We start from the raw sequence: 25,551 nt of genomic DNA on the forward strand, positions 1-25,551 counted from the left end.
GCCGCCGTCCGCGGTGCCCCCGCTCGGCGCGCTGCCGCCGCCGTCCGCGGTGCCGCCGCTCGGTGCGCCGCGGCTTCCGCCCCTTTTCGTGCGGCTGCGTACGTACAGGCGGGCCAGGGGCTCGGCGGCGCGGGCCACGAGGGGGCCGAGGACGGCGAGCATCAGGACGTACGCGGCGGCGAGCGGGCCCAGCTTCGCGTTCGTGCCCGCCGCGACCGCGAGGCCGGCGATGACGATGTTGAACTCCCCGCGGGGCAGCAGCGCCGCGCCCGCGCGGATCCGGCCCGGGACGGCCACGCCGACGCGCTGTGCCGCGATCCAGCCCGTGGCCAGCTTCGACAGGATTCCGCACAGCGCGAGCAGCGCCGCCACGCCGAGGACCGGGGGGAGCTTCCGCGGGTCGGTCTGGAGCCCGAAGAACACGAAGAACACCGCCGCGAACAGGTCCCGCAGCGGCATGAGCAGCTGCCGCGCGGTGTGGGCGAGCGGCCCGGACAGCGCGATGCCCACGAGGAACGCCCCGACCGCCGCCGACACCTGCAGCACCTCGGCCACGCCGGCGACGAGCAGCGTCAGGCCGAGCACCTTCAGCAGCAGTACCTCGTCGCTGTCACTGGCCACGAACCGCTCCACGACCGTGCCGAACCGCAGCGCGACGAGCAGGACGAAGCTGACCGTCGCCGCGGCGATCGCCAGGGTCGCGGTGCCGCCGAGCAGCCCGACGCCGGCCAGGAGGGCCGTGAGGATCGGCAGGTACAGCGCCATCATCAGGTCCTCGAAGACGAGCAGCGACAGGACCACCGGGGTCTCGCGGTTGCCGAGCCAGCCGAGGTCGCTGAGGACCTTCGCGGTGATGCCGGAGGACGTGACGTACGTGATGCCGCCGAGCGCCACGGCCGCCGCGACGCCCCAGTCGAGGATGAGCGCGGCCGCGACCCCCGGCGCGGCGTTGAGCACGAGGTCGACCAGGCCGGCCGGGGCCGACGAGCGCAGCGTGCCGACGAGCTCCGGTGCCGTGTACTCCAGGCCGAGCGTGAACAGCAGCAGGATCACGCCGATCTTCGCGCCGGCCGAGATGAACTCGGTGCTGGTCGACAGCGGCACGATGCCGCCCACGCCGAACGCGAGGCCGGCCACGAGGTACAACGGGATCGGCGAGATCGAGAACCGCAGCGACAGCGCCCCGAGCAGCCCGAGCGCCAGGATGACGGCGCCGAGCTCGAGGAGGATCGTGTCGTGGTGCACGGCCGCCCTAGCCGTCCGTGAGCAGCGTCGCGATGCCCTCGGTGCCGGCGGCGGTCCCGACCACGACGACGAGGTCGTGCGCGAGCAGCCCGAAGTCGGGCCACGGGCTGGCGATGACCTCGTTGCCCCGCACGACCGCGACGATCGAGGCGCCCGTGCGGGTCCGCGCGCGCGTGTCGCCGAGGGTCCGCCCGTCGTACGGCGAGCCGGGCGCGATCACGAGCTGCTCGGTGACCAGCCCCGCCACCTGCCGCTGCATCTCCGCGAGCTGCTCGACGATCCGCGCGGTCCCGAGATACTCGGCGATGGCGTTGGCCTCGTCGGCCGACAGCTCCACCGACGCGATGCTGGTGTCGGGGTCCTCTTTGTCGTAGATGACCAGGTCCCGCCGCCCACTGCGGTGCGAGACGATCCCGATGCGGCGCCCGTGGGCGGTCGTCACCACGTGGCTCGTGCCGATGCCGGGCAGCTCGGTGCGCTGGACGTCCATAGCCCATCGTACCGAAATGCCGGATATTGCGTGGCTGACCGGCTACGGACGGTCCCGGGTCAGCCCCGCAGTGCGAGGGCGAGATCGTGGGTGGCCCGCAGCACGGCTTCGGCGATGTCCTCGGCGTGGTCGTCGGTGAGCCGGGCCAGCGGCACGCCACAGCTGATCGCGTCGGTGACGAGGAGTCCGGTACCCCGGCCGCCGCCGCCCTGCCCGCCGCCCGAAGCCGCGTGCCGGCCGCGCCCCGGCCCACCCGCCCGGCCGCCGCCCCGCTCGCCGGCAGGGCTGCCGCCCCGTTCACCGGCCCGGTCCACACCTCGTTCGCCGCCGGCCCGGCCGCTGTGTGGATTGCCGGCGCGGCTGCCGACCTCGTCACCGCCGCGGTCGCTCGCATCGCCGGCATGGTCCGGCTCGCCGGGCAGCGGCAGCACGGCGGCGGCGATGCACCCGACGCCGGGGATCAACTGCCCGCGCTCGTACGCCCACCCGCGCTCCCGGGCCTCGGCCAGCTCGGCAAAGAACCCGTCCCGGTCGACGACCGAGTCGACGGTGTGCGCCTCCACCCCCTGGTCCAGCAGCGCCTCGACCTCGGCCCGCGGCCGGTACGCCAGAATCGCCCGCCCGCTCGCCGCCGCATACGCCGGCAACCGCCGCCCGACCGGCGTCCCCGCCATGTCCCGTGACGACTCCCGGCTGGCGAGGCACACGATCGCCGTCCCGTCGAGCCGGACCAGCCGGAACGACTCGTCGACGAGGTCCCGCGCCCGCGCCAGGATCGGCCCGGCCAGCCGCGCGGCCCGGTCCCCGGACAGGAACGCGCTGCCGGGCCGCAGTGCCCCGACCGCGATCGCGAACGTCATCACCCGCGCCCGGTCCACCCGTCCCACAGCCCCGCCGGCGCGGCCACCGCCGGCCACGGCGGGGACGGCGCGCGCGGCCGCCGTAGGGTGGCCGCTCCGGGCGTCACCGGACCAGGACCGGGGCGCATTTGCGGAGCCGCCGTGATCGTCGGCGACGTCGGCGCGACCCTCACCGGACGGGTCGTCGATGGCATGGGTCTCGCCGGCGTACCCGTCGGCCGGGAACGCGTCGACCCACCCGCGGTCGACAAGCTGCTGGAGCCGACGGCGCAGCACCTTCTCAGGCAGGCCGACCTGACGCAGCAGCGCGTCGAACGTCATCCGGTCGGACGCGGCAGACAGCCGCTCGAGCAGATCGAGCGTCGGGCTCTCATCGGGCATTCAGTGTGCTTTTCCCATCTACGTTCCCCCAAAACATGTTCTCCTCCCGTTTCCTACCCTTCGTCAATCCCCACCGGCCTATATGGACGGATTTATCCCCAACCATCCCGCGCAATGCCCGTGGAAAGTCACCGTCCTCCGGCGCCGACGAGGCGACCCGGCCGGCGCCGGACCGTGGCGGAGGGCCGTGGCGGAGGGCCGTGGCGGAGGGCCGTGGCGGAGGGCCGTGGCGGAGAGGCGAGCGGTGGGGGCGTGGCGGAGGGGCGTGCGGTGGGGCGCGGCGGAGAGACACCCGGTGGGGCGTGCGGTGGGCCGTGGCGAAGAGGTGTGGAGGAGAGGCGTGCGGTGGGCCGTGCGGAGGAGCGTGGCGGAACGGCGTGTGGAGGGCCGTGGCGGAGAGGCGTGCGGAGCGGCGTGGCGGAGCCGGCCGGAGCCCGGGCCGTGGCGACGTGCGGCCGTGGGGGTGGCGGGCCGGTCGAGGCCGGGACGGGCGGTGCGGTCATCAGCGGCCGCCGCGGGACGTGCGGACCAGCGGGAACGGCAGCGTCTCGCGGATCGAGCGGCCCGTCAGCAGCATGACCAGGCGGTCGACGCCCAGGCCCAGGCCGCCGCTCGGTGGCATGGCGAACTCGAACGCGTCCAGGAAGTCCTCGTCCAGCTCCATCGCCTCCGGGTCGCCGGCCGCGGCCCGCAGCGACTGCGCGGTGAGGCGGGCCCGCAGCTCGACCGGGTCGACCAGCTCCGTATACGCGGTGCCGAGCTCCATCCCGAACGCCACCAGGTCCCACCGCTCGGCCAGCCGCGGGTCGACCCGGTGCTGGCGGGTCAGCGGCGACACGTCGACCGGGAAGTCCGTGTAGAACGTCGGTTGGACCGTCGTGCCCTCGACCAGGTGCTCGTACAGCTCCAGGACCAGCTGCCCGTGCGTCCACCCCTCCTGCCACGCGATGCCGAGCTTGTCGGCGGCCGCCCGCAGGTCGGTGACGGAGGAGTCAGGCGTGATCGACGCGCCGGGCAGGGCGGACGCGACGGCCGAGGTCACCGCGGTGTACACCGGCACGACCGGCCACTCGTCCCGCAGGTCCACGACCTGGTCGGGGGAGCGGCGCAGCACGGGGGAGTCGCCGGCCGCGGTCAGGATCAGCTCCCGGACGAGCTCCCGCATCGTGGTGTAGTCGCCGTACGCCTCATACGCCTCCAGCATCGTGAACTCGGGGTTGTGCGTCGCGTCGACGCCCTCGTTGCGGAAGTTCCGGCCGATCTCGAAGACCTTCTCGACCCCGCCGACGGCGAGGCGCTTGAGATACAGCTCGGGCGCGATCCGCAGGTAGAGGCGCATGTCGTAGGCGTTGCTGTGAGTGACGAACGGCCGCGCGTTGGCCCCGCCGTGCACCGGCTGGAGCACCGGCGTCTCGACCTCGACGAAGCCCCGGCCGTGCAGGGCGCGGCGCAGCGCGAAGCTCACCGCGGACCGGGTCCGCACCATGTCGCGGGCCGGCTGGTTGACGATGAGGTCGACGTGCCGCTGCCGGACCAGCGCCTCCGCATCGGCCATGCCCTTGTGCTTGTCGGGCAGCGGCCGCAGGCACTTGGCGGTGAGCTGCCAGGTCTCGGCGAAGACGGTCAGCTCGCCCCGCTTCGACGTGCCCACCTCGCCGACGACCCCGACGTGGTCGCCGAGGTCGACGGTCGCGGCGAAGTCCGGGGAGGTGGACGGCGATGTGGACGGTGTGGACGGCGCCGACGTGACGAGCACCTGCAGGTCGCCGGTCCAGTCGCGCAGGGTGGCGAAGCACAGCGTGCCGTGGTCGCGCAGCCGCACGACCCGCCCGGCGACGGCGACCCGGTCGCCGGTGCGGGTGTCTGGCGCCAGCCCGTCGTGGGCGGCCCGGACCGCGGCGATCGTGTCGGTGCGGGGGAACCCCGGCGGATACGGCTCGATGCCCGCGGCCCGCAGCGCCGCCATCTTCGCCAGCCGGACCCGCACCTGCTCGGGCCGCCGCGGCTCGGCGCGGGTGGGCACGGCCGGGGCCTCGGCGCCGGGCGCGGCGGTGGTGATCAGCTCCCGGTACTGCTCGGCAACGCCGCCGGCGGTCGTGCCCCGCCGCAGCAGGGTCCGCAGCCGCGGCACGACGACGAACCCCTCGGCGACGCCGGACGCGAGCCCCACCTTGGCGAGGTCCCGCACGTCCTCGAAGCACAGGAACCGCGGCAGCCACTGCGGGTGGTACTTCACGTTCGAGCGGTACAGCGACTCCAGCTGGAACCACCGCGACGCGAACAGCAGCAGCGTGCGCCACAGCCGCAGCACCGGCCCCGCGCCGATCCGCGCGCCCTCCTCGAAGACCGCCCGGAACACCGCGAAGTTCAGCGACACCCGCTCGACCCCGAGCCGCGGCGACTCCCGCATGAGCGCGGCCACCATGTACTCGATCAGGCCGTTGTCGGAGCTGCGGTCGCGCCGCATCAGGTCGAGCGACAGCCCGTCGGGGCCCCACGGCGCGAACGACAGCAGCGCCACCTCCCGCCCGTCGCGGTCGTGGGCCTCGACCAGCACGCACCGGCCGTCGTTGGGGTCGCCGAGCCGGCCGAGCGCCATCGAGAACCCGCGCTCGGTCTCGGTGTCGCGCCAGCGGGCCGCCAGCTCGATGATCCTGGCCATCTCGGCGGCGCCGATCTCCGAGTGCCGCCGGATCCGCACCGTGTAGCCGGCCCGTTCGACCCGCCGCACCGCCTGCCGGACCTGCCGCAGCTGGGGCCCGTCGAGGTCGAAGTCGCGCACGTGCAGGATCGCCTCGTCGCCGAGCTCGATGACCCGCAGGCCGGCCCGGGCGAACGCGGTCGCGCCCTCCTCGCTCGCGCCCATGACGGCGGGGGTCCACGCATACTCCCGGGCCTCCCGCAGCCAGGCGTCGATCGCCGGCGGCCACGCGTCGGGCTCGCCGAGCGGGTCGCCGCTGGCCAGCGACACGCCGAACACCACGCGGTAGGTCACCGCGGCCCGCCCCGTGGGCGAGAAGATGACCTCCTTGTCGCGGCGCGTCGCGAAATACCCCAGCGAGTCCCGCCGCCCGTCGGCCGCGAGGAGCTCGCGGATGCGCCGCTCCTCCTCGACGTCGAGGGAGGCGATGACCCGCTGCGAACGCAGCAGCACGAACAGGGCGGTGAACAGCGCGATCGCGCCGAACGCGCCGAGGACGAGGTTGACCCAGCCGGGCGCCCGCCCGTGCCGGCCGATGTCGAACGCGAACGCCCCGCCGAGGACGATCCGGCCGCTGTACAGCAGCCGCCCCGCCCCGGCCGGCACCGAGCCCGGGAACAGCTCGACGAGCCCCCACCCGGCGACGGTGAACGCGGCCAGCAGCCCGGCCAGCGTGGCGAGCGACTTCGGCAGGCTGGCCTGCTGGACCTTGGCCCGGAACTCGCCGCGGGCCAGCCACAGCAGCGCGAGCAGCACCGCGGTCACGACGATGTTGGTGAGCGCCGCACCGACGCCGTGGAAGGGCAGCCGCAGCTCGCGGGCCTCGGCGCCGCGCTCGCCGACGTCGAGCAGCACGAACGCGTCATACAGCGCCTGGAGCCCGAAGAAGATGGCGAGCAGCCAGAACGTGACGTGCTTGCGGTTGCGCACGCCGGCGGCGAGCGTGACGAGCAGCGCCGCGTAGCCGACGTTGGCCGGCGCCGGCACGAGCAGCGCGTCGACCGTCGCGCGGACCGGATGCGTCCGGGAGCCGAGGGCGGCGCTGACGGCGGCCACCGCGCTCAGCGCCGCCACGACGAGCAGGCCCGCCGCATACCAGTCCGGCACCCGCCGCCACACCCGGGAAAGCCCTGGCGGTGCCGTCATCGCGGCACCTCCCGGTCGAAGGCCGCGAACGTCGGCGCGTCGAGGACCGCGAACGTGACGTGCGTGAACCCTCTCGGCGTCTTGAGCTGCTCGGCGAACGCGCGGGCGACCGCGGCCGGGTCGTTGCGGAACACGCCGCAGCCCCAGGCGCCGAGGACGAGCCGCCGGTGCCCGTGCAGCCGGGCGACGTCGAGCACCCGCCCGGCCCGCCGGAACAGCGCGTCCGGCACGGCGGCGAGCCGGTCGGGCTGGTTGCGCTCGATCGCGCCGCGGTTGGGCGCGGCGGCGGTCAGGAACGACACCGGCACCGGCAGCGCCCACAGGTCGCCGCGGTCGCCCCGGAACACCGGCACGGCGGGGGAGTGGATGACCCGGTCGCTGTAGGTCAGGTCGGGATCGGCGCGGTGGTGCTCGTAGAAGCCGGGCGCGGCGAGCTGCGTCGAATACAGCGCGGAGGCGCGGGCCAGGCTCTCCTCCTGCGCCTGCGCCCCGTTGCGGAACCCGCCGCCGGGGTTGCGCGCGGAGGCGAACACGAGACAGGCCAGCGGGCCGCCGAGCCGGCTGATCGCCGAGAGTGTCGACTCGTGGGTCACCTCGACCGTGAGGTCCGACAGGTCCGCGGGCGGGTCCGGGGCCGGCGGATCGTCCGGGAGGTGCAGCCGGGTGCCGGCGACCGCCCGGGCCACGTCGTCCGCGAGGTCGACGCGGCCGGAGGGCCCGTCATACCATCCGCGGTCGACGATGGTCAGGGTGTCGCTGGCGATCGCTCGCAACCGGCTACTCACGGGCCTCATCATGCCCGAGGCGGGCGACAATTTTCCGGCGCCGGCGGGTGACCCCTACGTTCCGTGGTGCCCGATCACTCGATGTGTTGCTCGATGTACCGCTGCGGATCCTCGTCCCGGAAGGCGGGTGCTCAAACGGCCGCCTCGATCGCCCGGCACACCGCCTCGACCACGGCGACGCGGGCGGTCGGCTTGTCGTCGGCGGCGACGACCGTCCACGGCGCCACCGGATGGTCGGTGCGGGCCAGCATCTCCTCGACCGCGTCCTTGTACGCCCCCCGCTTCTTGCGGTTGCGCCAGTCCTCGTCGGTGAGCTTCCACGAGCGCAGCGGGTCGTTCGCCCGGCTCTCGAACCGCCGCAGCTGCTCCTTCGAGGAGATGTGCAGCCAGAACTTGACCAGGATCATGCCTTCGGCGGCGAGAGTCCGCTCGAACTCGACGATCTCGTCGTAGGCGCGCGTCCACTGCTCCCGCGTGGCGAAGCCCTCGACCCGCTCGACGAGCACCCGCCCGTACCAGGACCGGTCAAGGACCGTCATACCGCCCCAACCGGGCAGTACCGGCCAGAACCGCCACAGGAAGTGGTGCCGCTTCTCGTCGTACGTCGGGGCGGCGTACTGCGCCACCCGCACGTGCCGCGGGTCGAGGTGGTCGACGAGGCGCTTGATCGAGCCGCCCTTGCCCGAGGCGTCCCAGCCTTCGAACACCACGCACAGCGGCGGTCCCAGCTTCCGGTCGCCGCCGGTCGCCGCGATCTGCCCACCGAGCGTCAGCCGGAGCCGCAGCAGCTGCTCCTGCGCCGCCACCATCCGCCGCTGCGCGACGTCCCTCGGCAGGATGGCGCCCTGATCGACCTGCGAAAGCCGTTTCATCCGAACAGCCTCCCACGTGATCCAGGGAACTGAGTTCCCGCTGAGGATCGTGCGCGCACGGTGACCATAAGATGCGACCCTCATTGCATGGGGGCCAACCGCAAGCGGGTGCTGCGCGTCGCCGGGCTCCTCCTCGTGCTCGTCGTCGCGGGGATCACGCTCAAGGACGATCTGCCCGACCCGGGGCGGACGTTCGACAACCTGACCTCGGCCCACCCGTGGTGGCTGGTGCTCGCGGCGGTGGCCGAGCTCACGTCGCTGCGCCACTTCGCCCTCCAGCAGCGGCGCCTGCTCGCCGGTTTCGGGGTGGCGATGTCGGTACCGCGGGCGTTCGCCGTGACGTTCACCCGCTCGGCGATCTCGTTCAGCCTGCCGGCCGGCTCGGCGGTCTCCGCCGGCTTCGCGTTCCGCCAGTTCCGCACGGCCGGCGCGAGCCGCCGCACCGCCGGGGCGGTGGCCGTCCTGTCGTCGGTGCTCTCCGGGGTCGCGCTCGTGCTGATGTACGGCGCGGTCGTGCTCATCCCCCGGGGCGGCGCGACCGGCAACACCGACACCCTCGTGCTGGTCTGCGGCCTGCTCGTCGTCGCGACGCTGGTGTTCGGCGCCGACTTCCTGCTCAGCCGGCGTCCGGTCGCGGCCGGCGTGCTGGGCGACGACGAACCCGACGAGAAGGGCGCCCGGGCCGCCGTGCGCCGCACCCTGGCCGACCTGCGCCGGCTCCCGCGCAGCTCGTGGGTGCTGTCGCTCGTCCACGCCACGGTCAACTGGGGCCTCGACTTCGCTGCCCTGGCCGCCACCGCCGCCGCCTTCGACATCGACGTCAGCCTGGTCAGACTCGCCACGGTGTACCTCACGGTGCAGCTGGTCCGGCAGGTCCCGATCAGCCCCGGCGGCATCGGCGTGGTCGAGGTCGCCCTGCTCGCGGGCCTCGTCTCGGCCGGCGCCGCCCAGGTCCCGGCCGCGGCCGCGATGCTCGCTTACCGCCTGCTGTCGTGCTGGATGATCATCCCGCTGGGCCTGCTGGCGTACGCGGTCCTGCGCCGCGGCGACAGGGACGAGCCGGTCGCCGAGGCCCCGGTGGTGCGCGAGGTGTCCCATACCTAACAACGATCTTTCAAATCTCACAAGCGGCTGTTAGATTCGGCGGGTGCCCGTACCCGACCGGCTCGACCTGACCCTGCGCCTCGTGCGGGGCAGCGGCCGCCTCTCCCTCGCCGACCTCGCCGAACGCCTCGGCGTGTCCGAGATGACCGTTCGCCGCGACCTCGACCAGCTCCAGGAGCAGGGCCTCGTGCGCCGGGTCCGCGGCGGCGCGGTCGCCCTCGACGTGCCCGCCGAGCAGGCCGGCTTCACCGTCCGCGAGCAGTGGCAGTCGGGCACCAAGGCCCGCCTCGCGCGGGCCGCCGCCGCGCTCATCGAGCCGGGCGGCACGGTCCTGCTCGACGCCGGCACCACCACCGCCGAGCTCGCCGCCCACCTGCCGGCCCGCGCCCCGCTCACGGTCGCCGTGCTGAGCCTCCAGGCCGCGGTCCGGCTGGCCGACCAGCCCGGCATCCGGCTGCTCGTCATCGGCGGCGAGTCCCGGGCGGGCGAGCGCAGCCTGGTCGGCCCCCTCGCCCTCAGCGCGCTCGACCAGCTGCGCTTCGACACGTTCGTCATGTCGATCGGCGCCGTCCATCACGACCTCGGCTGGTCCGAGTTCGACCTCGACGACGCGGCCGTGAAGCGGGCCGCCCTGCGCCGGGCCGGCCGCACGCTCGTCGTCGCCGACGCCACGAAGCTCGGCGTCCAGGCCTTCGCCCGCGTCGCCCCACTGGACGCGGTCGACGCGCTGGTCACCGACGCACCGATCGCATCGCCGACCGCCACCGACACGCTCGCCGCGCTGCGGGCCGCCGGTGTCGAGATCCACCAATCCGAGGAGAAGTCATGATGATTCTGGTCGCCGGGCCGTACCGCTCGGGTACCGGGGACGACCCGGCCAAGCTGCAGTCGAACGTCGACACCATGAACGACGTGGCCGTGCGCCTGTTCCGCCAGGGGCACCTGCCGGTCACCGGCGAGGCGCTCGCGCTTCCCCTGATCGAAAGAGCCGGCTCCGGTACCGTGGGAGACGCGATCTTCGACGAGATCTTCCATCCCATCTCGGCCCGGCTGCTCAGCCGCTGCGACGCGGTCCTGCGCGTCGGCGGCCCGTCGGCGGGCGCCGACGAGATGCTCCGCCAGGCCCGCGCTGAGGGCAAGCGCGTCTTCACGGCGCTGGACGAGATCCCGGCGGCGTGACCGCGGCGGTCGCCGTCCGTCCGGCCGTCCCCGCCGACGTTCCCGCGCTGCGGGAGCTCGCCACGGCGGCCTACCAGCGGTACGTCACCCGCATCGGCCGGCCGCCGGCTCCCATGACCGCCGACTATGCGGCGCTTGTGCGCGACGGCGCGGTGTGGGTCGCCGACGTGGACGGCGCGGTCGGCGGGCTGCTCGTGCTGCTGGTCCGCGACGACCATCTGCTGGTCGACAACGTGGCCGTGCGGCCCGAGCTGCAGGGGCACGGCGTCGGTGGCGCGCTGCTGGCGTTCGCGGAGACGACCGCCCGGGCCCACGGCCGGCCGGAGCTGCGGCTGTACACCAACGCCGCGATGACGGAGAACCTGGCCTACTACGCCCGGCGCGGATGGACCGAGACGCACCGTGCGACGTCCGACGGTTTTTCCCGGGTGTACTTCCACAAGCCCGCCTGAACGCAGGAGCGCCGCGACAGGTTCGTCGCGGCGCTCCCGTGGTGCTGCGGTGCCTAGTGGATGATGACCGGGGCCTTCTCGCCCGCCACGTCGTCGTCGATGTGCGACACCTCGCGCTTGCGGGGCAGGAACGCGATCGGGATGAACGTCGCCAGCACCAGGATGAAGCCCACCCAGTAGGTCGAGGCGAACGAGTCGGCCGTGAACTCCAGGCCCTTGCGGATCAGCTCCGGCGGGGCCGGGAACTGCTGCAGGATCTCCGGCTTCAGCTGCGACGCGATCGCCAGGCCCGCCTCGGTCACCGGCTTGCCGGTTTCCGGGTCGACCGCCCCCGGGATCGGCGCCGACTCGTTGAGGTTGCTGGTCAGGATCACCGACATGACCGCGGCGCCGATCGAGCCGCCGATCTGCTGGAGGATGTTCACCAGCGTCGAACCGCGGGCCACCTCGTGATGCGTGAGCGTCTTCAGTGCCGACGTCATGATCGGCATCATCGTGCCGCCCATGCCGAGGCCCATGACGAACAGCGAGCCGCACAGCAGCCAGTACGAGGTGTCGACCCCGACCTGGGTGAACGTGAAGAACCCGGCCGCGATGAGCGTCATCGCGAACGGCACGGTGCGCCCGACCGGGATCTTGTCGGCCAGCATGCCCGCGATCGGCATCGTGAGCATCGCGCCGATGCCCTGCGGCGCCATGAGGAGGCCGGCGTGCAGCGTCGACTCGCCGCGCACCTGCAGGAAGTAGCTCGGGAAGAGCAGGCCGGCGCCCATGAACGCGATGATGAACACGAACAGCGACAGCGACGCGATCGACAGGTTGCGGTTCTTGAACAGCCGCAGGTCGAGCAGCGGGTGCCGCGGCCTGAACGAGTAGAACACGAACCCGATGACGAGCACGGCGCCGACGAGCATCGGCAGCCAGACCTTGGTCGCGGTGATCGTCGCGGTCTCCGGTAGCGAGGAGACGCCGAACAGGAACAGCGCGAGGCCCGGCGACAGCATCAGCATGCCGAGGAAGTCGAACGACTCCGACGGCTCCGGCCTGTCCGACGGCAGCGCGAACCAGGCGTACACCAGGGCGATGAGACCGATCGGCAGGTTGATCAGGAAGATCCAGTGCCAGCTCGCCACGTCGATGAGCCAGCCGCCGAGGATCGGGCCGCCGATCGGGCCGAGCAGCATCGGGATGCCGAGCACGGCCATCAGCCGGCCGATGCGGTGCGGGCCGGCGGCCCGGGTCATGATCGTCATGCCGAGCGGCATGAGCATGCCGCCGCCGAGGCCCTGCAGCACGCGGTAGCCGATGAGCTGGCCGATCGAGTCGGCGGTCGCGCACAGCCCGGAACCGACCGTGAACAGGAACAACGCCAGCATGTACAGCCGTTTGGTGCCGAAGCGGTCGGCCGCCCAGCCGCTCAGCGGGATCACCGTCGCGAGCGCGAGGGTGTAGCCGGTCATCGTCCAGGCGACCCGCGCGTACGACGCGTCGAACTCGTTCTGAAATGTCGGCAGCGCGACGCTGACGACCGTGACGTCGAGAATCGACATGATCGCGCCGAGCACGATCACGCCGGCGATCTTCAGGACCGTCGCGTCGAGCTTATTTGAAGCCGCTACGGGCTGGTCGGCCACAAGTTCCCCCAGACAGAGCCGTTGAAGAATGGGCGGGTGGGTGTTTGGCAGGCACTGCCAGGTGCGCCCGCCGGCCCCGCCGATGATCGCGGTGTCACCGCATCGTCACTGACAGGGCCGCATTTTCGAAGCCACGTTCGAATGCCCCCTCACAGTACGCGGCCCGCGTTTCGAACCGGCCCCGAGTTCCCCGATCGCGACGCAGGACACGTCACAACGACCCCTGTCGCTGCGCATTGACGCACTGCGCGATAATGATTTCCGGCAGCCTTCCCGGTGCCATTCGGCGCACCGCTCGCGGCGGTGAGGGTACGCTAAGCTCGTCGGGTGAACGACCAGGCGCACCATGCTGCTGCTGACGAGCACCCCGTGCGGCGCAACACCAAGCAGCGCGACGCGGTCATGACGCTGCTCAGCGACGTCGACGGTTTCTACAGCGCCCAGGAGCTGCACGTCATGCTGCGCGAGCGCGGCGCCAACGTCGGCCTCACCACCGTCTACCGCACCCTGCAGCTGCTCGCCGAGACCAACGAGATCGACGTCATGCAGGTGCCGGGCAGCGACACCAGGTACCGCCGCTGCAGCGGACGCCACCATCACCACCTGGTCTGCCGCAGCTGCGGCCGCACCGTCGAGGTCCTCGGCCCAGCGGTCGAGCGCTGGGCCGACCGCGTCGGCGAGGAGCACGGCTTCACGGACGTCAGCCACACCCTGGAGATCTTCGGCACCTGCGGACGCTGCTCCCGCTGAGCCGTTCTAGAGCAGTTCGCGCAGGGACTCGACCAGCAGCCAGATCCCGAACAGTCCGAACAGCGCCGCCGCACCGAACTTGATCGTGCGCTCCGGCAGCCGCTTGCCCAGCATCCGGCCGACCAGGATGGCCAGGGCGTCGGCGGCGACCATGCCGACGGTCGAGCCGATCCAGGTGCCGAACCAGCCGTGCTGCGTGGCGAGCGTGATCGTGGCCAGCATCGTCTTGTCGCCGAGCTCGGCCAGGAAGAACGCCACGCCGACGGCGACGATCGCCGAGCGGTTCGTCTTCTCGGCCTTGGACTGCTCCTCGTCGGTGAGCTTGTCGCCGCGCAGCGTCCACGCGCCGAACGCGAAGAACGCCAGCGCCGCGACGAGTGAGATCCAGCCGGTCGGCAATGCGGCGCCGAGCCCGTAGCCGACGCCGACGGACACGGCGTGGACGATCGCGGTGGCGACGGTGATGCCGATGAGGACCGGCACCGGCCGGAACCTGGTGGCGAACGTCAGCGCCATCAACTGGGACTTGTCACCCAGTTCGGCGACGAAGATGACGCCGAAGCTGATGGCCAACGCCGCGAGAAACCCGCTCAATTCGTACCCTTCCCGGTGGACCGCCGGGAGGGACGCGCCTGGCTGGGCGGACGACCTCGACCCGGCCGTCCAGCATGTTGCTGCTGACAGCTGAGCCGAAAGTCTCGTCCGCCCCCGTTGCCGGAGGCCTGCGCGCCGGACGCCACTTGGGGCGCCAGTATGTCGACCACGCAGTTAGGGACTACTCCCCTTCGCGTGGTCGATCATAACAGGCTTTTGAATTGGGGCCTTTGTGGCGTTACTTACGCTTCGACGGCTTGACGATCCGGTCCGTGCCGACCCGGTCGCGCAGCACCTCGGGCACCAGCACCGACCCGTCGGGCTGCTGGAACTGCTCCAGGATCGCCGGGAAGATGCGGCTGGTGGCCAGGGCCGAGCCGTTCAGCGTGTGCACGAACTTGTTGTTCTTCGAGCCGGGCACCCGGTAGCGGATGCCGGCCCGGCGGGCCTGGTAGTCGCCGGCCCAGGACACCGACGACACCTCCTTGTACTTCTGGGTGCTCGGCATCCACACCTCGATGTCGATGGTCTTGCGCATCGAGGCGCTCGCGTCGCCGGCCGCCAGCAGCGAGCGGCGGAAGTGCAGCCCGAGCGCGTCGACGAGGCCCTCGGCGTAGTCGACCATCTCCTCGAGCGTCTTCTCGCCGTCCTCCGGGGTGGTGAACTGGAAGATCTCCACCTTGTTGAACTGGTGCCCGCGCACGGTGCCGCGCTCGTCGGAGTGCGAACCGGCCTTCTCGCTGCGGTAGCACGGCGTGTAGGCATACGCCTTGTGCGGCAGGTCGCCGGTCTCGAAGATCTCGTTCTGATACGCCCCGAGGATCGCCGTCTCCGAGGTGGGCAGCAGGAACTGGCCCCGCTCGCCCTCCGGGACGGCCAGGTGGAACACGTCGTCGTAGAACTTCGGGAACTGCCCGGCGGCGTAGCCGGCCGAGTCGAGCAGCAGGTGCGGGGGCAGCATGAACTGGTAGCCGGCCGCGAAGTGCCGGTCGATGAACCAGTTGACCAGCGCCCACTCGAGGCGCGCGCCCCAGCCGGTGTAGATCCAGAAGCCCGAGCCGCCGAGCTTCACGCCCCGCTCGAAGTCGACGAGCCCGAGCTCGGTCGCGAGCGTGACGTGGTCGCGGACCTGCTCGATCTGCGGCTGCTGGCCGAACACCTTGATGACCTGGTTGGCCTCCTTGCCGCCGGCCACCACGTCGTCGCTGGGCAGGTTGGGCAGCTCGCTCATGGCCGCCTGCAGCTGGTCCTGGACCTCGCCGAGGCGCTCCTCGAGCTCCTGGAGGGCCGCCTTGGCATCGCGGCCCGCGGCCTCCTGCCCGGCCGCCTGGATCGCGTCGGCGTCCTCGCCGGCCTGCCGCGCGGCCTGCTTGGCCGCCGCGAACGCGCGGGCCTCCTCCTTGCGCCGCTGCCGCTCGGCGTCGATCGCGCCGATGAGCTCGCGCCGCTGCTGGTCGAGGTCGGCGATGGCACTCAGCGCACGGGACACCTCGGACGGGTCGAGCCTCTTGGACAGAGCGGCCTCCACCGAGGCCCGGTCCTTGCGAATCAACTCGATGTCGAGCATGCTCCCGCGCACCTTCTACTGGGTTGAATGGGCTGATTCCTACTGCTGATCCACAGATGCTACCCGTCGGCTCGCAGCCATTTTCTCCACGCCGTCCATCACGAGCTCGACGCCGAAGGTGTAGTAGCGATCCAGGTCGGGCTCGTGGGCATAGGTGCCGGCGAGCTCGACCATCATCGGATACCGATCGGCGGGCATGGACTCCAGGTGCAGCCGGCGCTGGCGTAACCACTCGCCGACCGCCTCGGGCGGGGTGCCCGGCGGGCAGCCCGGCTGGGCCGCGACCAGGCCGATCGTGGCGTGCAGCAGGTGCGAGGCGACCCACCAGGCCTCCTCGAGGGTGAATCCGGCGGCGCACAGCAGGGCCAGCGCGTCGTCGGTCGCCCGGGTGAAGCTCTCCACGCCGTTCTTGTCGATGACGAACAGCAGGTCGGACAGGCACGGGTGGGCCCGCATCGCGTCGACGAGCGCCTGGACCATGGCGCGCAGCTGCGTCTCCCACGGGTCGGCGACCGAACGGTCGGCCCGCACGCCGCGCAGCACGTGGTCGGCGATGCCGGCGAGCAGCTCGTCCTTGTTCTTGAAGTGCCAGTAGAGCGCCATCGGCGTCACACCGAGGTCGGTCGCGAGGCGGCGCACGGTGACGGCGTCGAGCCCCTCTTCGTCGCCGATGCGCAGCGCGCGCTCGGCGACGGTCGCCCTGCTCAGGCGCTCGGTGGTCTTCTCTCTGGGCACTTTCCCGGTCGGCACTTGACAAATATACAACGTACAGGTTCTCCTGTACAACGTACATGTACGGCGTACATGTACTCCGTACAAGAGGAGACTGACGTGCGAAATCGCTGGCTGGCCCTCGTCGCCGTGGCGCTGGGCACCTTCATGACCTATCTCGACAACAACGTGGTCAACGTGGCGCTGCCGTCCATCCAGCGCGACCTCGGCCTGGGCATCTCCGGCCTGGAGTGGATCGCGAGCGCCTACATCCTGGTCTTCGGCGGCCTGCTGCTGGTCGGCGGCCGGCTCGGCGACGTGTTCGGCATGCGCGGCATGTTCTTCACCGGCCTGGCGATCTTCACCGTCGCCTCCGCGGCCGCCGGCCTGGCCGGCAGCCAGGAGATGCTCATCGCCGCCCGGGCCGCCCAGGGCATCGGCGCGGCCCTGCTGACCCCCACCTCGCTCGCGCTGCTCACCGAGCTGTTCCCCGACCCGCGCGAGCGCGGCGCGGCGATCGGCATCTGGGGCGGCGTCAGCGCGCTGGCCCTCGCGATCGGCCCGCTCACCGGGGGGTATCTCAGCGAGAACGTCTCCTGGGGCTGGATCTTCCTGATCAACCTGCCGATCGGCGTGGCGACCGCGGTGCTGGCCGGCGTCACGCTGCCCGCCGGGCGGCGCAGCCCCAACCGGAGCCTCGACCTGCCCGGCCTGGTGACCTCGGCGCTGGCCCTGTTCGCCCTCACCTTCGCGCTCATCGAGGGCGAGTCGCGCGGCTGGACCTCGCCGGTCATCCTGGCCGCGTTCGCCCTGACCGCCGCGGCCGGCGCGGTGTTCGTCGCCGTCGAGTCGCGCTCGGCGAGCCCGATGGTCGACCTGGCGTTCTTCCGCATGCGGGTCTTCAGCGGCGGCCTGGCCGCGATGGGCCTGTGGGCGTTCGGCGTCTTCGGCATCTACTTCTTCACCGCGATCTTCCTGCAGAACGTCCTGGGCTTCTCGCCCACCGAGGCCGGGGCCGCGTTCATCCCGATGGCCCTGGTCATGGCCGTCATGGCGACCGTCGCCCCGCGCATCGAGGCCCGCTTCGGCGCCGGCCGCACCGTCGCCCTGGCGCTCGCGCTGATGGCCGGCTCGGTCGGCGGGCTGGCCACCGTCGGTGAGGGCAGCGGCTACCTCGACCTGCTGCCCTGGTTCATGGTCTTCGGCCTCGGCGGCGGCCTGCTGGTCCCACTGAACAACGTCATCCTGGGCGCCCTGCCCGCGGCCCGCGCCGGCATCGCGTCGGGCATGCTCAACGTCTCGCGCGAGGTGTTCGGCCTGCTGGGCATCACGATCCTGGGCGCCATCCTGAGCAACCGGCAGAACGCCGCGACGGGCGAGCCGCTGCACCGCTTCCTGGCCGGCTACCAGTTCTCCCTGGTGATCGCGGCGCTGCTGGTCGCGGCGGGCATTCCGATCGCCCTCCTGGCGCTGCGCCGCCTCCGTCCCCAGGAGGACCACCCGGCCCAGGCGGCCCAGACCCCGGAACTCCAGCCGACCCCGGCCTGACCCTGACTGCCGCCGCGCCCCCGGACCGTCCGCGACCACGCGGGCCGGCCCGGGGGCGCGGCCGGGTTCGTGGAGGCGTGGCGGTCCCGGGCGCGGCCGGTCTTGGGGCGTGGCCGGTCCTGGGGCGTGCCAGGCCGGCGGGCTACCCCGCGGCCCGGACCTCACCCCTCCGGCCCGGCACCCCGCTGTGTCGACCGCCTCCGGGTTGCGGGCCGGCCGGCGCGGGGCCGGCCCTTTCGTGCCGGCGGCGCCGGAGCGCCGACGGGTTGTCGGGCCTGCCCCGCCCGGAGTGGGGCGGCCGCTGATGGGCTAGCGGGTCAGGAGGCCGACCAGGTCGGGGGAGCCCTGGGCCAGGACAGGGGTGCTGGTGGCCGGGACGTACAGGACGCGCTGGCAGCCGTCCAGTTCGACGAACACCTGGGGCGTGCTGGCGGCGGCGGTGGCCGGGGCGAGCATCGCGAAGCGGGAGGCGTGCGCGGTGCAGGCGGTGGTGGGCTTGAGCGGAGCCTGGGGCAGAGCGGCGCGGATCGTCTGCCAGGTCGCTGCGGGCAGGACGGCGCCGTGCTCGAACTGGCCGCCGGGCTTAACCGTGCCCTGCTCCGCGGCGGCCACGCGGTACACGCACAGGCGCACCGAGGCATCCGCCGGCGGCAGCTCGATCGGGCCCGTGGCCAGGGGGCGGCCGTTGGCGGTCTCGGTCGCGACCATGTCGGAGTACGACTGGCCGCAGCCGGAGGCCGCCGCGCCCGCCGAGAGCGTGGTGTGCAGGCGGGTCGACGCCACCCGCTGCAGTTGGAGCCGGTCCACCGCGTCGCGTACCTCGATGCGGATCGTCCCGCAGCCGTCGGCCGGCACGCCCGGGCGCACCCACGAACCGTCGGCCGCCAGCAGCGCGAACCACGGCACCGCGTACAGCATCATGTTGCACAGGCCGTCGGTCCGCGGCTGGTCCGCCAGCCGTACCGCCCGCACGAGCGCCTCGACGTCAGTGCCGCGCAGCTCGTCGAGGAACATCGCCTCGCCCCCGCCGTCCTCCGCGCGGGCCGCCGTCCGGCACAGGACGATGCCCACGGGGGCGAAGTCCTCCGAGAGCCGCGGCAGCCGCAGCGCCCCGTCGTCGGGCACCCACGCCGGCGGCTGCTTCCCGCCGTCCGCCCCGCCCGGCGCTGCGCCGGCTTCCGCTCCACCGGCACCCGCCCCGTCCGACGCCCCGTCCGATGGCCCGCCGCCGGGACCGCCACCCGGGCCGCCGGTCGCCGCGGCCGCGCTGTTGACCGGATTCCCGGGCCCGGCCGGAGCGGACGCGGGCAGGGCGGTGGCTGACGGGGCCGGCGCCTGCTTGACGCCGAGGACCTCCTCGGCGCACGACGTCCAGTTCGCGCGGAGCTCCGGCGCGCCGGGTGGGACGCCGAGGCCGGGACCGACCTCCTTCGGCGCGCACCCCGCGAGGGCGGCCAGCACCGCGAGGCCGAGCAGGGCCGGTACGACCGCCGCCCGGGTCCGGGCGCCGCCGCGGCGGATCGCCGTGCGGGTTCCCGCCTCGCGCAGGGGGCGGTTGGGGGACAGGGCCACGCGTGCGGCCACGGTACGCCGGAATCCCATGCTTGCCGCTGCGGACGGTGGTTGCGGGTGCGCGGTCGAGTCCATGTGCGGTGTGACGCGCCCGGCCGCCGGACGGTTCCACGCGCTGCCGAGGAGGCAGCCGCGCTCATCGGTGGCCGCTGGCCGGCTCCTGGGTGCGCAGGGGTGGGGCGTCGACGCCGCAGTGGTGCCAGGGCTTCTCCTCGGTGACCGCCGGCGGTGCGCCGGGCGCCGGTGCCAGGCGCTTCGGGTTGCGGACCGTCACCGCGGCCAGCAGGCCCGCCGCGACGCAGAGGGCGGCGCAGATCAGGACCGCGGTGTGGAAGCCGGCCGAGAGGCGGGGCGGGTCGAGGTACGCCTGACTGGTGATCCCGGCGGCCATCGGCAGGACCGCCACCGCGATCAGGCCCGCGGCCCTCGCGACGTCGTTGTTGACCGCCGAGGCCATCCCGGCGTGGCTGGACGGCGCGGCGGCCAGGACCGTCGCGGTGAGCGGGGCGACCGTGGCGGCCAGGCCCAGGCCGAGGACCAGGACCGCCGGCAGGACCTCGGTCACGTAGTCGCCGTGCGGGCCGATGCGCGCGAACAGCGCCATGCCCAGCCCGGCGATGATCGGGCCGGCGGCCATCTGCAGGCGCGGGCCGATGCGGGCAGCCAGGGCGCCGGAGCGGGCGGACAGCAGCAGCATGAGGACCGTGACCGGCAGGAGGGAGACGCCGGCCTCGAGCGGGCTGTACCCGGACACGTTCTGCAGCTGGATGGGGAGCAGGAACAGGGCGCCGCCCAGGGCCCCGTAGACGATGAACGTGACCACGTTCGTGGCCGTGAACTGCGTGGAGGTGAACAGGCTCAGCGGCAGCATCGGGTGTGGCGCGCGGGCCTGCCACCAGACGAACACGGCCAGCAGGACGCCGCCGGCGACGAGGGGGACGACGTTGCCCTGGATCAGCCCGTACGTGAGCGCCATCAGGCCGGCCGTGACCAGGATCCCGCCGGGCAGGTCGACCCGGCCGGTCGCCTCCGGGTCGCGCGACTCCGGCACGTGGCGCCACGCGACCACGACGACCGCCGCCGCGATCGGGACGTTGATCGCGAAGATCAGCCGCCAGGCTTCCGGGCCGAGGCCCACCAGCCAGCCGCCGAGGAACGGGCCGATCGCCGTGGCGACGCCGCCGAGGCCGGACCAGGCGCCGATCGCGCGGCTGCGGTCCTCGGGGCGGAACGACGCCTGGAGGATCGCGAGGCTGCCCGGCGTGAGCAGCGCGGCGCCCACCCCCTGCAGCGCCCGCGCGCCGACGAGCGTGGCCGCGTCCGGGGCGACCCCGCACAGCACCGACGCGAGCGCGAACCACACGACGCCGATGAGGAAGACCCGGCGGCGGCCGTACCGGTCGCCGAGCGCGCCGGCGAGCAGCAGCAGGCCGGCGAGCGTCAGGGTGTACGCGGTGACGACCCACTGGAGGGTCTCCAGCCCGGCACCGAACGAGCGGCCGATCGCCGGCAGCGCGATGCCGACGACGGTGGCGTCGATCGACGCGATGCCGGAGCCGAGGATGGTCGCGGTGAGCACCCACCGGCCGGCGGCGCTGGACAACGAAAGCACGACCGCGAACCTACTCCGGTTCGAGCAGGTTGATCAGTCCCGGCAGCGATTTCTGGACGGCGACGCCGGGGTACCCCGGGATCCGCCAGTCCTCGGGAGCGGTGATCACGGTCGTCATGCCACCGAGCCCAAGCCGTAACGCGGGGGACATCACGCAGCGTCGTCCTTCGATACGATATGCGTCTATGATCGCTACGGAGATCCCCTTGGTCCCTGGGCTGCCGGTCGTCGGCAACGCCCTCGAGATGTCCCGAGACCCCGCGGCGTTCTTCGCCCGCGCGTACCGCGAGCACGGGCCCGTCTACCGCATGCGGCTGCTCAACCGCACCTACACGGTCCTGGCCGGCGCCGAGGCGGCCGCGTTCATGGGCTCCCGCGCGGGCCGCGAGAACCTGCGCTCGAAGGAGTACTGGCAGGACTTCCTCGACGAGTACGGCGGCACGCGCACGATCCTCGGCGAGGACGGCGACAGCCACAAGGAGCTCCGCGAGATCATGCGGCGGGGGTACTCCAGGGAGGCGCTGAAGGGCCGCCTGGACGAGCTCGTCGGGATCACCGACCGGGTCATCGAGCGCGACTGGCGCCCCGGCACCCGGGTCCCCGTCGTGCATGCCCTGCAGTACCTGGTCACCGACCAGCTCGGCACGATCCTGACCGGCAACGCGCCGCTGGAGTACGTGCCCGACATCCGGACGATGACGCTGTACGTGCTCAACGTCCTCGTCACCCGCCAGCGGCCCAAGGTGCTGCTGCGGCACCCGAAGTACCGCCGGGCGAAGTCACGTGTCTTCGAGCTCGGCGACCGCATGCTCGCCGACCTGCGCGTCACCGCCGGCAAGCCCGACGAGGACCGCATCCTCGTCGACGACCTGGTGCGCGTCCACCTCGACCGCCCCGAGGCCCTGCCGACGCAGGACATGACGATGGCCCTGACGGGCCCGTACGTCGCCGGCCTCGACACGGTCGCCAACACCACGGCCGCGTTCGTGTACGCCGTGCTCAAGCACCCCGAGGTGCTCGCGAGGGTGCAGGAGGAGGCCGACGCCCTCTTCGCCGGCGGCGGGCCCCTGCAGGACGAGGACCTGCGCAAGATCCCGTCGATCCGGTACGCGCTCATGGAGACGATGCGTCTCTACCCGATCGCGGTCGCCCTGACCCGCACCGCCACCCGCGACTTCGAGTTCGAGGGCCACACCATCCGCGCCGGCGAGACGGTCTACGTCGGCACCACGGTCCCGCATTTCCTGGAGGAGTACTTCCCGGAGCCCGCGAAGTTCGACATCGCCCGCTACGAGAAGCCCCGGTCGGAGCACCTGCGCGCCGGCGCCTACTCGCCGTACGGCCGCGGCCCGCACACCTGCCTGGGCAAGAGCTTCGCCGACGTGCAGATGGCGTTCTCGATGGCACGGCTGTTCCACCGCCTCGACCTGGAGCTGCCGTCGCCCGGCTACACCCTGGCCACGAAGACGGCCCCGACCCCGGGCCCGGCCATGTCCTTCAAGGTCCGCGTACGCGGCCTCCGCCACTGACGCCGCCCCGGGCCGCGGTCGACCGCGAAGCCGGCGGATGAGGACGTCGACCGGCGGCGTCCTGTCGTATGGAGTCGCCGGCGGGCGGCGACCGCGGTGCGAGGGCAGGACGTGGGGGCAGGCGTAGGAACAGGTCGGTGCGAGGGCAGGACGTGGGGTGGTCGGCGTAGACACGGGTGGGCGGGCTGTCGCACGCTGGTGAGCCCAGCCGGCCGGCCCGCGGGGCGGCGACGTCCGACGGGGCTGCTGCAGCCTGGTGGGCCGGCCAGCGGGCCGACGGGCCGTGGGCGGTGGGCGGTGGGCGACGGGCGGTGGGCGACGGGCGGTGGGCGACGGGCGGTGGGCGACGGGCCGGCGGGGTGGCCAGGCGTGGAACGGGGAGCGTGGGACGAGGTGGGTGTGGTGGAGCTGCGGCACTGGGCGGAGGACGACCTTGAGGCGTTCTTCGACATCTACTCCCGGTGGGAGGTCATGCGGTGGCTCGGGCCGCAGCCGCGGCGGGTGCTGCGGGACCTGGACGAGGCGCGGGAGCGGCTGGCGCGGTGGCAGGCGCGGGAGCGGGACCTCGCGGCGCCCTACGGGCTGTGGGCCATCGTGCCCGACGGGAGCGCGGCGCCGGTCGGCACCGTCCTGCTGCTGCCGCTGCACGACCAGGACGGGCTCACCGACGAGGTCGAGATCGGCTGGCACCTGCACCCCGAGCACCAGGGGCGCGGGCTCGTCACCGAGGCCGCGCGGGGGCTGCTGCGGGACGCGCCGACCGGGGTGCTCGCCCTCACGGACCCCGACAACCACCGGTCGCAGGCCGTGGCCCGGCGGCTCGGCATGCAGGACGAGGGGCTGACCGACCGCTGGTTCGGCCTGACGGCGCGCCAGTTCCGCGCCCCGTGAACCGGCGCTGAAGCGCCCCCTGACGCGCGCCTTGCCGCGGCCCATGAAGCGCCCCCTGGCCCGGTCCGTGAAGCGCGCCCTGCCGCGGCCCGTGAAGCGGCCCGTGAAGCGGCTCTGACGCGCCCAGCGAAGCGGGCTCGGAAGCCGGCCTGGAAGCGCCCTTCGACGCGCCCCGGGCCCGCCGGCCGGCGAAGCCAGTCGTGGACGTCATGAGCGCACCCGGTCCAGGCGGTAGTGGGTGGCCGCGTCCGTGCTGACGAACGACGTGCACTCGTAGCCCGGGAACGGCTCGTCGAGCAGGCGCTCGCCGCGGCCCAGCAGGATCGGGACGACCGGCAGGTGCACGATGTCGACGAGGCCGGCCCGCAGATACTGCTTGATGGTCGAGACGCCGCCCGCGACCAGGACGTCCTGGCCGTCGGCCGCCTTGGCGGCCTGCTCCAGCGCGGAGTCGATGCCGTCGGTCACGAAGTGGAAGACCGTGCCGCCCTCCATCGGGATGCTCTCGCGCGGCTCGTGGGTGAGGACGAAGACCGGGTGGTGGTACGGCGGGTTGGGGCCCCACCAGCCCGACCACGTCGGGTCGCCGCTCCACGGCCCGCGGACCGGGCCGAACATGTTGCGGCCCATGATCGTGGCGCCGATCCCGGTGTGGCCCTCGGTGAGGTACCGGTTGTCGAGGCCGGTCGTGCCGCCCTCCTGGCCCGTCATCTCGTGCCACAGGCGGGTCGGGAACATCCACTCGTGCAGCCGCTCCCCGCCGATGCCGAGCGGCTCGTCGCGGCTCTGGCCGGTGCCGGCGCCGTAGCCGTCGAGCGAGATGCTGAAGTTCTGGACACGCAGCTTGGACATGACGGCGATCCCTTCTCGGACTTCGTGGTCACCAACCGGTCGGGGCGGTAGTGCGATTCTCGACACGAGGTACGACAAAAATCGAAGATCAGTCTTGTTGAACATCCATGTCGTCCTGCCCGCCTGCAACGCGCCGCGTCGCATGCGTTTTTGACAATGATTCTCATCAAGGGACACACTCGTCGGCATGTTGCGACGTGGGATTGTGGCCGGCCTGACCGCCCTCGCGGTGGTGGCCGGGGCGGGTGCTTGCGGGGACGACCAGGCCGGTGGCGGTGGAGGCACGCAGGTCGTGGCGGCGTTCTACCCCCTCCAGTTCATCAGCGAGCGGGTCGGCGGCGACGGGGTCCGTGTCACCAACCTCACCAAGGCCGGCGCCGAGCCGCACGACCTCGAGCTCCAGCCCGGCCAGCTGGCCACGATCGAGGACGCCGACCTGATCGTGTACCTCTCGGGGTTCCAGCCGGCCGTCGACGAGGCGGTGCAGCAGGAGGCCAAGGACAAGGCGTTCGACGTCGCCACCGTGGAGACGCTCAAGGAGGGCAGCGGTGACGAGGAGCACGGCAAGGACCCGCACGTCTGGCTCGACCCCGTGCGGCTGTCGGTGATCGTGGGCAAGCTCAGCGAGCGCCTGCAGCAGGTCGACGGCGCCGACGTGAGCGGCATCACGACCCGCGCGGCCAAGCTGCAGGGTGAGCTGCAGCAGCTCGACCAGGAGTACCAGAGCGGCCTCAAGACCTGCCAGCGGCGCGACATCGTCACCAGTCACGCGGCCTTCGGCTACCTCGCCGCGCGGTACGGGCTCAACCAGGTGTCGATCTCCGGCCTGGACCCCGAGGAGGAGCCCAGCCCGCAGCGGGTCGCGGAGGTGGCCCAGCTGGCGAAGGAGAAGGGCGTGACGACGATCTTCTTCGAGGCGCTGGTCAGCCCGAAGCTGTCGGAGACGGTGGCGAAGGAGATCGGCGCGAAGGCCGCCGTCCTCGACCCGATCGAGGGCGTCGAGGGTGACGCCACCTACTTCTCGGTGATGCGGGCCAATCTCACGGCCCTGAAGGACGCGCTGGGCTGCGGTTAGC

Annotated in this window: 22 protein-coding genes; 9 read left to right on the forward strand and 13 right to left on the reverse strand. The window is 72.8% G+C overall.

Translation table 11 applies throughout. The annotated features are described in order from the left end of the window. The 6 genes from ABZS66_RS38460 to ABZS66_RS38485 all read right to left on the reverse strand — a co-directional run. A partial coding sequence (locus ABZS66_RS38460) for a cation:proton antiporter (RefSeq protein ID WP_354766622.1) occupies positions 1–1,245 on the reverse strand: 1,245 nt, incomplete at its 3' end. Between the two features lie 7 nt (positions 1,246–1,252). Continuing rightward, complete coding sequence (locus ABZS66_RS38465) at positions 1,253–1,735, reverse strand: cation:proton antiporter regulatory subunit (protein WP_354766624.1); 483 nt, start codon at positions 1,733–1,735, stop codon at positions 1,253–1,255. A gap of 59 nt (positions 1,736–1,794) precedes the next feature. Continuing rightward, on the reverse strand, positions 1,795–2,976 hold the full coding sequence (locus ABZS66_RS38470; protein WP_354766626.1) for an IclR family transcriptional regulator C-terminal domain-containing protein: 1,182 nt from the start codon (positions 2,974–2,976) through the stop codon (positions 1,795–1,797). 502 nt (positions 2,977–3,478) lie between these two features. After that, positions 3,479–6,823, reverse strand: coding sequence for a bifunctional lysylphosphatidylglycerol synthetase/lysine--tRNA ligase LysX (lysX, locus tag ABZS66_RS38475; protein WP_354766628.1), 3,345 nt, complete (start codon positions 6,821–6,823; stop codon positions 3,479–3,481). Beyond that, positions 6,820–7,608, reverse strand: coding sequence for a TIGR02452 family protein (locus ABZS66_RS38480; RefSeq protein WP_354766630.1), 789 nt, complete (start codon positions 7,606–7,608; stop codon positions 6,820–6,822). The genes lysX and ABZS66_RS38480 overlap by 4 nt, the downstream gene beginning before the upstream one ends. A gap of 131 nt (positions 7,609–7,739) precedes the next feature. Next, positions 7,740–8,480, reverse strand: coding sequence for a UDP-galactose-lipid carrier transferase (locus ABZS66_RS38485; RefSeq protein ID WP_354766632.1), 741 nt, complete (start codon positions 8,478–8,480; stop codon positions 7,740–7,742). Between the two features lie 87 nt (positions 8,481–8,567). Here ABZS66_RS38485 and ABZS66_RS38490 point away from each other — a divergent pair, with 87 nt between their 5' ends. Genes ABZS66_RS38490 through ABZS66_RS38505 form a run of 4 tightly spaced genes read left to right on the forward strand, consistent with a single transcriptional unit; the run spans position 8,568 to position 11,215 of the window. Beyond that, on the forward strand, positions 8,568–9,584 hold the full coding sequence (locus ABZS66_RS38490) for a lysylphosphatidylglycerol synthase transmembrane domain-containing protein (protein ID WP_354766634.1): 1,017 nt from the start codon (positions 8,568–8,570) through the stop codon (positions 9,582–9,584). Positions 9,585–9,627: 43 nt separating this feature from the next. Next, positions 9,628–10,413, forward strand: coding sequence for a DeoR/GlpR family DNA-binding transcription regulator (locus tag ABZS66_RS38495; protein ID WP_354766636.1), 786 nt, complete (start codon positions 9,628–9,630; stop codon positions 10,411–10,413). After that, the gene (locus ABZS66_RS38500; protein ID WP_354766638.1) at positions 10,410–10,763 is read left to right on the forward strand and encodes a DUF4406 domain-containing protein; all 354 of its coding nucleotides are present in this window, start codon (positions 10,410–10,412) and stop codon (positions 10,761–10,763) included. Before ABZS66_RS38495 ends, ABZS66_RS38500 begins: the two co-directional genes overlap by 4 nt. Further along, positions 10,760–11,215, forward strand: coding sequence for a GNAT family N-acetyltransferase (locus ABZS66_RS38505; RefSeq protein ID WP_354766640.1), 456 nt, complete (start codon positions 10,760–10,762; stop codon positions 11,213–11,215). The genes ABZS66_RS38500 and ABZS66_RS38505 overlap by 4 nt, the downstream gene beginning before the upstream one ends. 53 nt (positions 11,216–11,268) lie before the next feature. Here ABZS66_RS38505 and ABZS66_RS38510 read toward each other — a convergent pair whose 3' ends face one another. Beyond that, positions 11,269–12,849: a DHA2 family efflux MFS transporter permease subunit gene (locus tag ABZS66_RS38510; protein ID WP_354766642.1), complete on the reverse strand. Its 1,581-nt coding sequence runs from the start codon at positions 12,847–12,849 to the stop codon at positions 11,269–11,271. Between the two features lie 327 nt (positions 12,850–13,176). Between ABZS66_RS38510 and ABZS66_RS38515 the strand changes: the two genes are divergently transcribed. Continuing rightward, on the forward strand, positions 13,177–13,599 hold the full coding sequence (locus ABZS66_RS38515) for a transcriptional repressor (RefSeq protein ID WP_354766644.1): 423 nt from the start codon (positions 13,177–13,179) through the stop codon (positions 13,597–13,599). A 6-nt stretch (positions 13,600–13,605) separates the two neighbouring features. Here ABZS66_RS38515 and ABZS66_RS38520 read toward each other — a convergent pair whose 3' ends face one another. From ABZS66_RS38520 to ABZS66_RS38530, 3 genes are all read right to left on the reverse strand, one after another. Then, positions 13,606–14,193 (reverse strand): TMEM165/GDT1 family protein, encoded by a 588-nt coding sequence (locus ABZS66_RS38520; protein WP_354766646.1) that lies wholly within the window; start codon positions 14,191–14,193, stop codon positions 13,606–13,608. A gap of 238 nt (positions 14,194–14,431) precedes the next feature. Then, a complete protein-coding gene (serS, locus tag ABZS66_RS38525; protein ID WP_354766648.1) occupies positions 14,432–15,760 on the reverse strand; it encodes a serine--tRNA ligase in 1,329 nt (442 codons plus the stop codon). A 39-nt stretch (positions 15,761–15,799) separates the two neighbouring features. Continuing rightward, positions 15,800–16,510 carry a TetR family transcriptional regulator gene (locus ABZS66_RS38530; RefSeq protein WP_354766650.1) on the reverse strand — a complete coding sequence of 237 codons (711 nt, stop codon included), beginning with the start codon at positions 16,508–16,510 and terminating at the stop codon, positions 15,800–15,802. 81 nt (positions 16,511–16,591) lie between these two features. Between ABZS66_RS38530 and ABZS66_RS38535 the strand changes: the two genes are divergently transcribed. After that, the gene (locus ABZS66_RS38535; protein WP_354766652.1) at positions 16,592–18,019 is read left to right on the forward strand and encodes a DHA2 family efflux MFS transporter permease subunit; all 1,428 of its coding nucleotides are present in this window, start codon (positions 16,592–16,594) and stop codon (positions 18,017–18,019) included. Positions 18,020–18,328: 309 nt separating this feature from the next. Here the strand turns inward: ABZS66_RS38535 and ABZS66_RS38540 are convergent, their stop codons facing one another. Together ABZS66_RS38540 and ABZS66_RS38545 are read right to left on the reverse strand one after the other, a co-directional pair. Continuing rightward, on the reverse strand, positions 18,329–19,603 hold the full coding sequence (locus ABZS66_RS38540) for a hypothetical protein (protein WP_354766654.1): 1,275 nt from the start codon (positions 19,601–19,603) through the stop codon (positions 18,329–18,331). A 124-nt stretch (positions 19,604–19,727) separates the two neighbouring features. Continuing rightward, positions 19,728–21,203 carry an MFS transporter gene (locus ABZS66_RS38545; RefSeq protein ID WP_354766656.1) on the reverse strand — a complete coding sequence of 492 codons (1,476 nt, stop codon included), beginning with the start codon at positions 21,201–21,203 and terminating at the stop codon, positions 19,728–19,730. 185 nt (positions 21,204–21,388) lie between these two features. Here ABZS66_RS38545 and ABZS66_RS38550 point away from each other — a divergent pair, with 185 nt between their 5' ends. Further along, positions 21,389–22,732, forward strand: a complete 1,344-nt coding sequence (locus ABZS66_RS38550) for a cytochrome P450 (RefSeq protein WP_354766658.1) — start codon at positions 21,389–21,391, stop codon at positions 22,730–22,732. A 369-nt stretch (positions 22,733–23,101) separates the two neighbouring features. Then, a complete protein-coding gene (locus ABZS66_RS38555) occupies positions 23,102–23,623 on the forward strand; it encodes a GNAT family N-acetyltransferase (RefSeq protein ID WP_354766660.1) in 522 nt (173 codons plus the stop codon). 207 nt (positions 23,624–23,830) lie between these two features. Here the strand turns inward: ABZS66_RS38555 and ABZS66_RS38560 are convergent, their stop codons facing one another. Beyond that, positions 23,831–24,475: a dihydrofolate reductase family protein gene (locus ABZS66_RS38560; protein ID WP_354766662.1), complete on the reverse strand. Its 645-nt coding sequence runs from the start codon at positions 24,473–24,475 to the stop codon at positions 23,831–23,833. Positions 24,476–24,662: 187 nt separating this feature from the next. On the opposite strand from ABZS66_RS38560, the gene ABZS66_RS38565 reads away from it, so the two are divergent. After that, entirely contained in the window at positions 24,663–25,550 is an 888-nt protein-coding gene (locus ABZS66_RS38565) for a metal ABC transporter substrate-binding protein (RefSeq protein ID WP_354766664.1), read from the forward strand. Position 25,551: the final 1 nt, after the last annotated feature.

The organism is Dactylosporangium sp. NPDC005572 (assembly GCF_040605515.1).
Taxonomy (GTDB): Bacteria; Actinomycetota; Actinomycetes; order Mycobacteriales; family Micromonosporaceae; genus Dactylosporangium.

Coding starts and splice junctions, on each gene's coding strand:
- lysX (WP_354766628.1), bottom strand. CDS start 6,823: ATGACGGCACCGCCAGGGCTTTCCCGGGTGTGGCGGCGGGTGCCGGAC.
- serS (WP_354766648.1), bottom strand. CDS start 15,760: ATGCTCGACATCGAGTTGATTCGCAAGGACCGGGCCTCGGTGGAGGCC.
- ABZS66_RS38560 (WP_354766662.1), bottom strand. CDS start 24,475: ATGTCCAAGCTGCGTGTCCAGAACTTCAGCATCTCGCTCGACGGCTAC.
- ABZS66_RS38500 (WP_354766638.1), top strand. CDS start 10,410: ATGATGATTCTGGTCGCCGGGCCGTACCGCTCGGGTACCGGGGACGAC.
- ABZS66_RS38550 (WP_354766658.1), top strand. CDS start 21,389: ATGATCGCTACGGAGATCCCCTTGGTCCCTGGGCTGCCGGTCGTCGGC.
- ABZS66_RS38490 (WP_354766634.1), top strand. CDS start 8,568: ATGGGGGCCAACCGCAAGCGGGTGCTGCGCGTCGCCGGGCTCCTCCTC.
- ABZS66_RS38565 (WP_354766664.1), top strand. CDS start 24,663: ATGTTGCGACGTGGGATTGTGGCCGGCCTGACCGCCCTCGCGGTGGTG.
- ABZS66_RS38485 (WP_354766632.1), bottom strand. CDS start 8,480: ATGAAACGGCTTTCGCAGGTCGATCAGGGCGCCATCCTGCCGAGGGAC.
- ABZS66_RS38470 (WP_354766626.1), bottom strand. CDS start 2,976: ATGCCCGATGAGAGCCCGACGCTCGATCTGCTCGAGCGGCTGTCTGCC.
- ABZS66_RS38465 (WP_354766624.1), bottom strand. CDS start 1,735: ATGGACGTCCAGCGCACCGAGCTGCCCGGCATCGGCACGAGCCACGTG.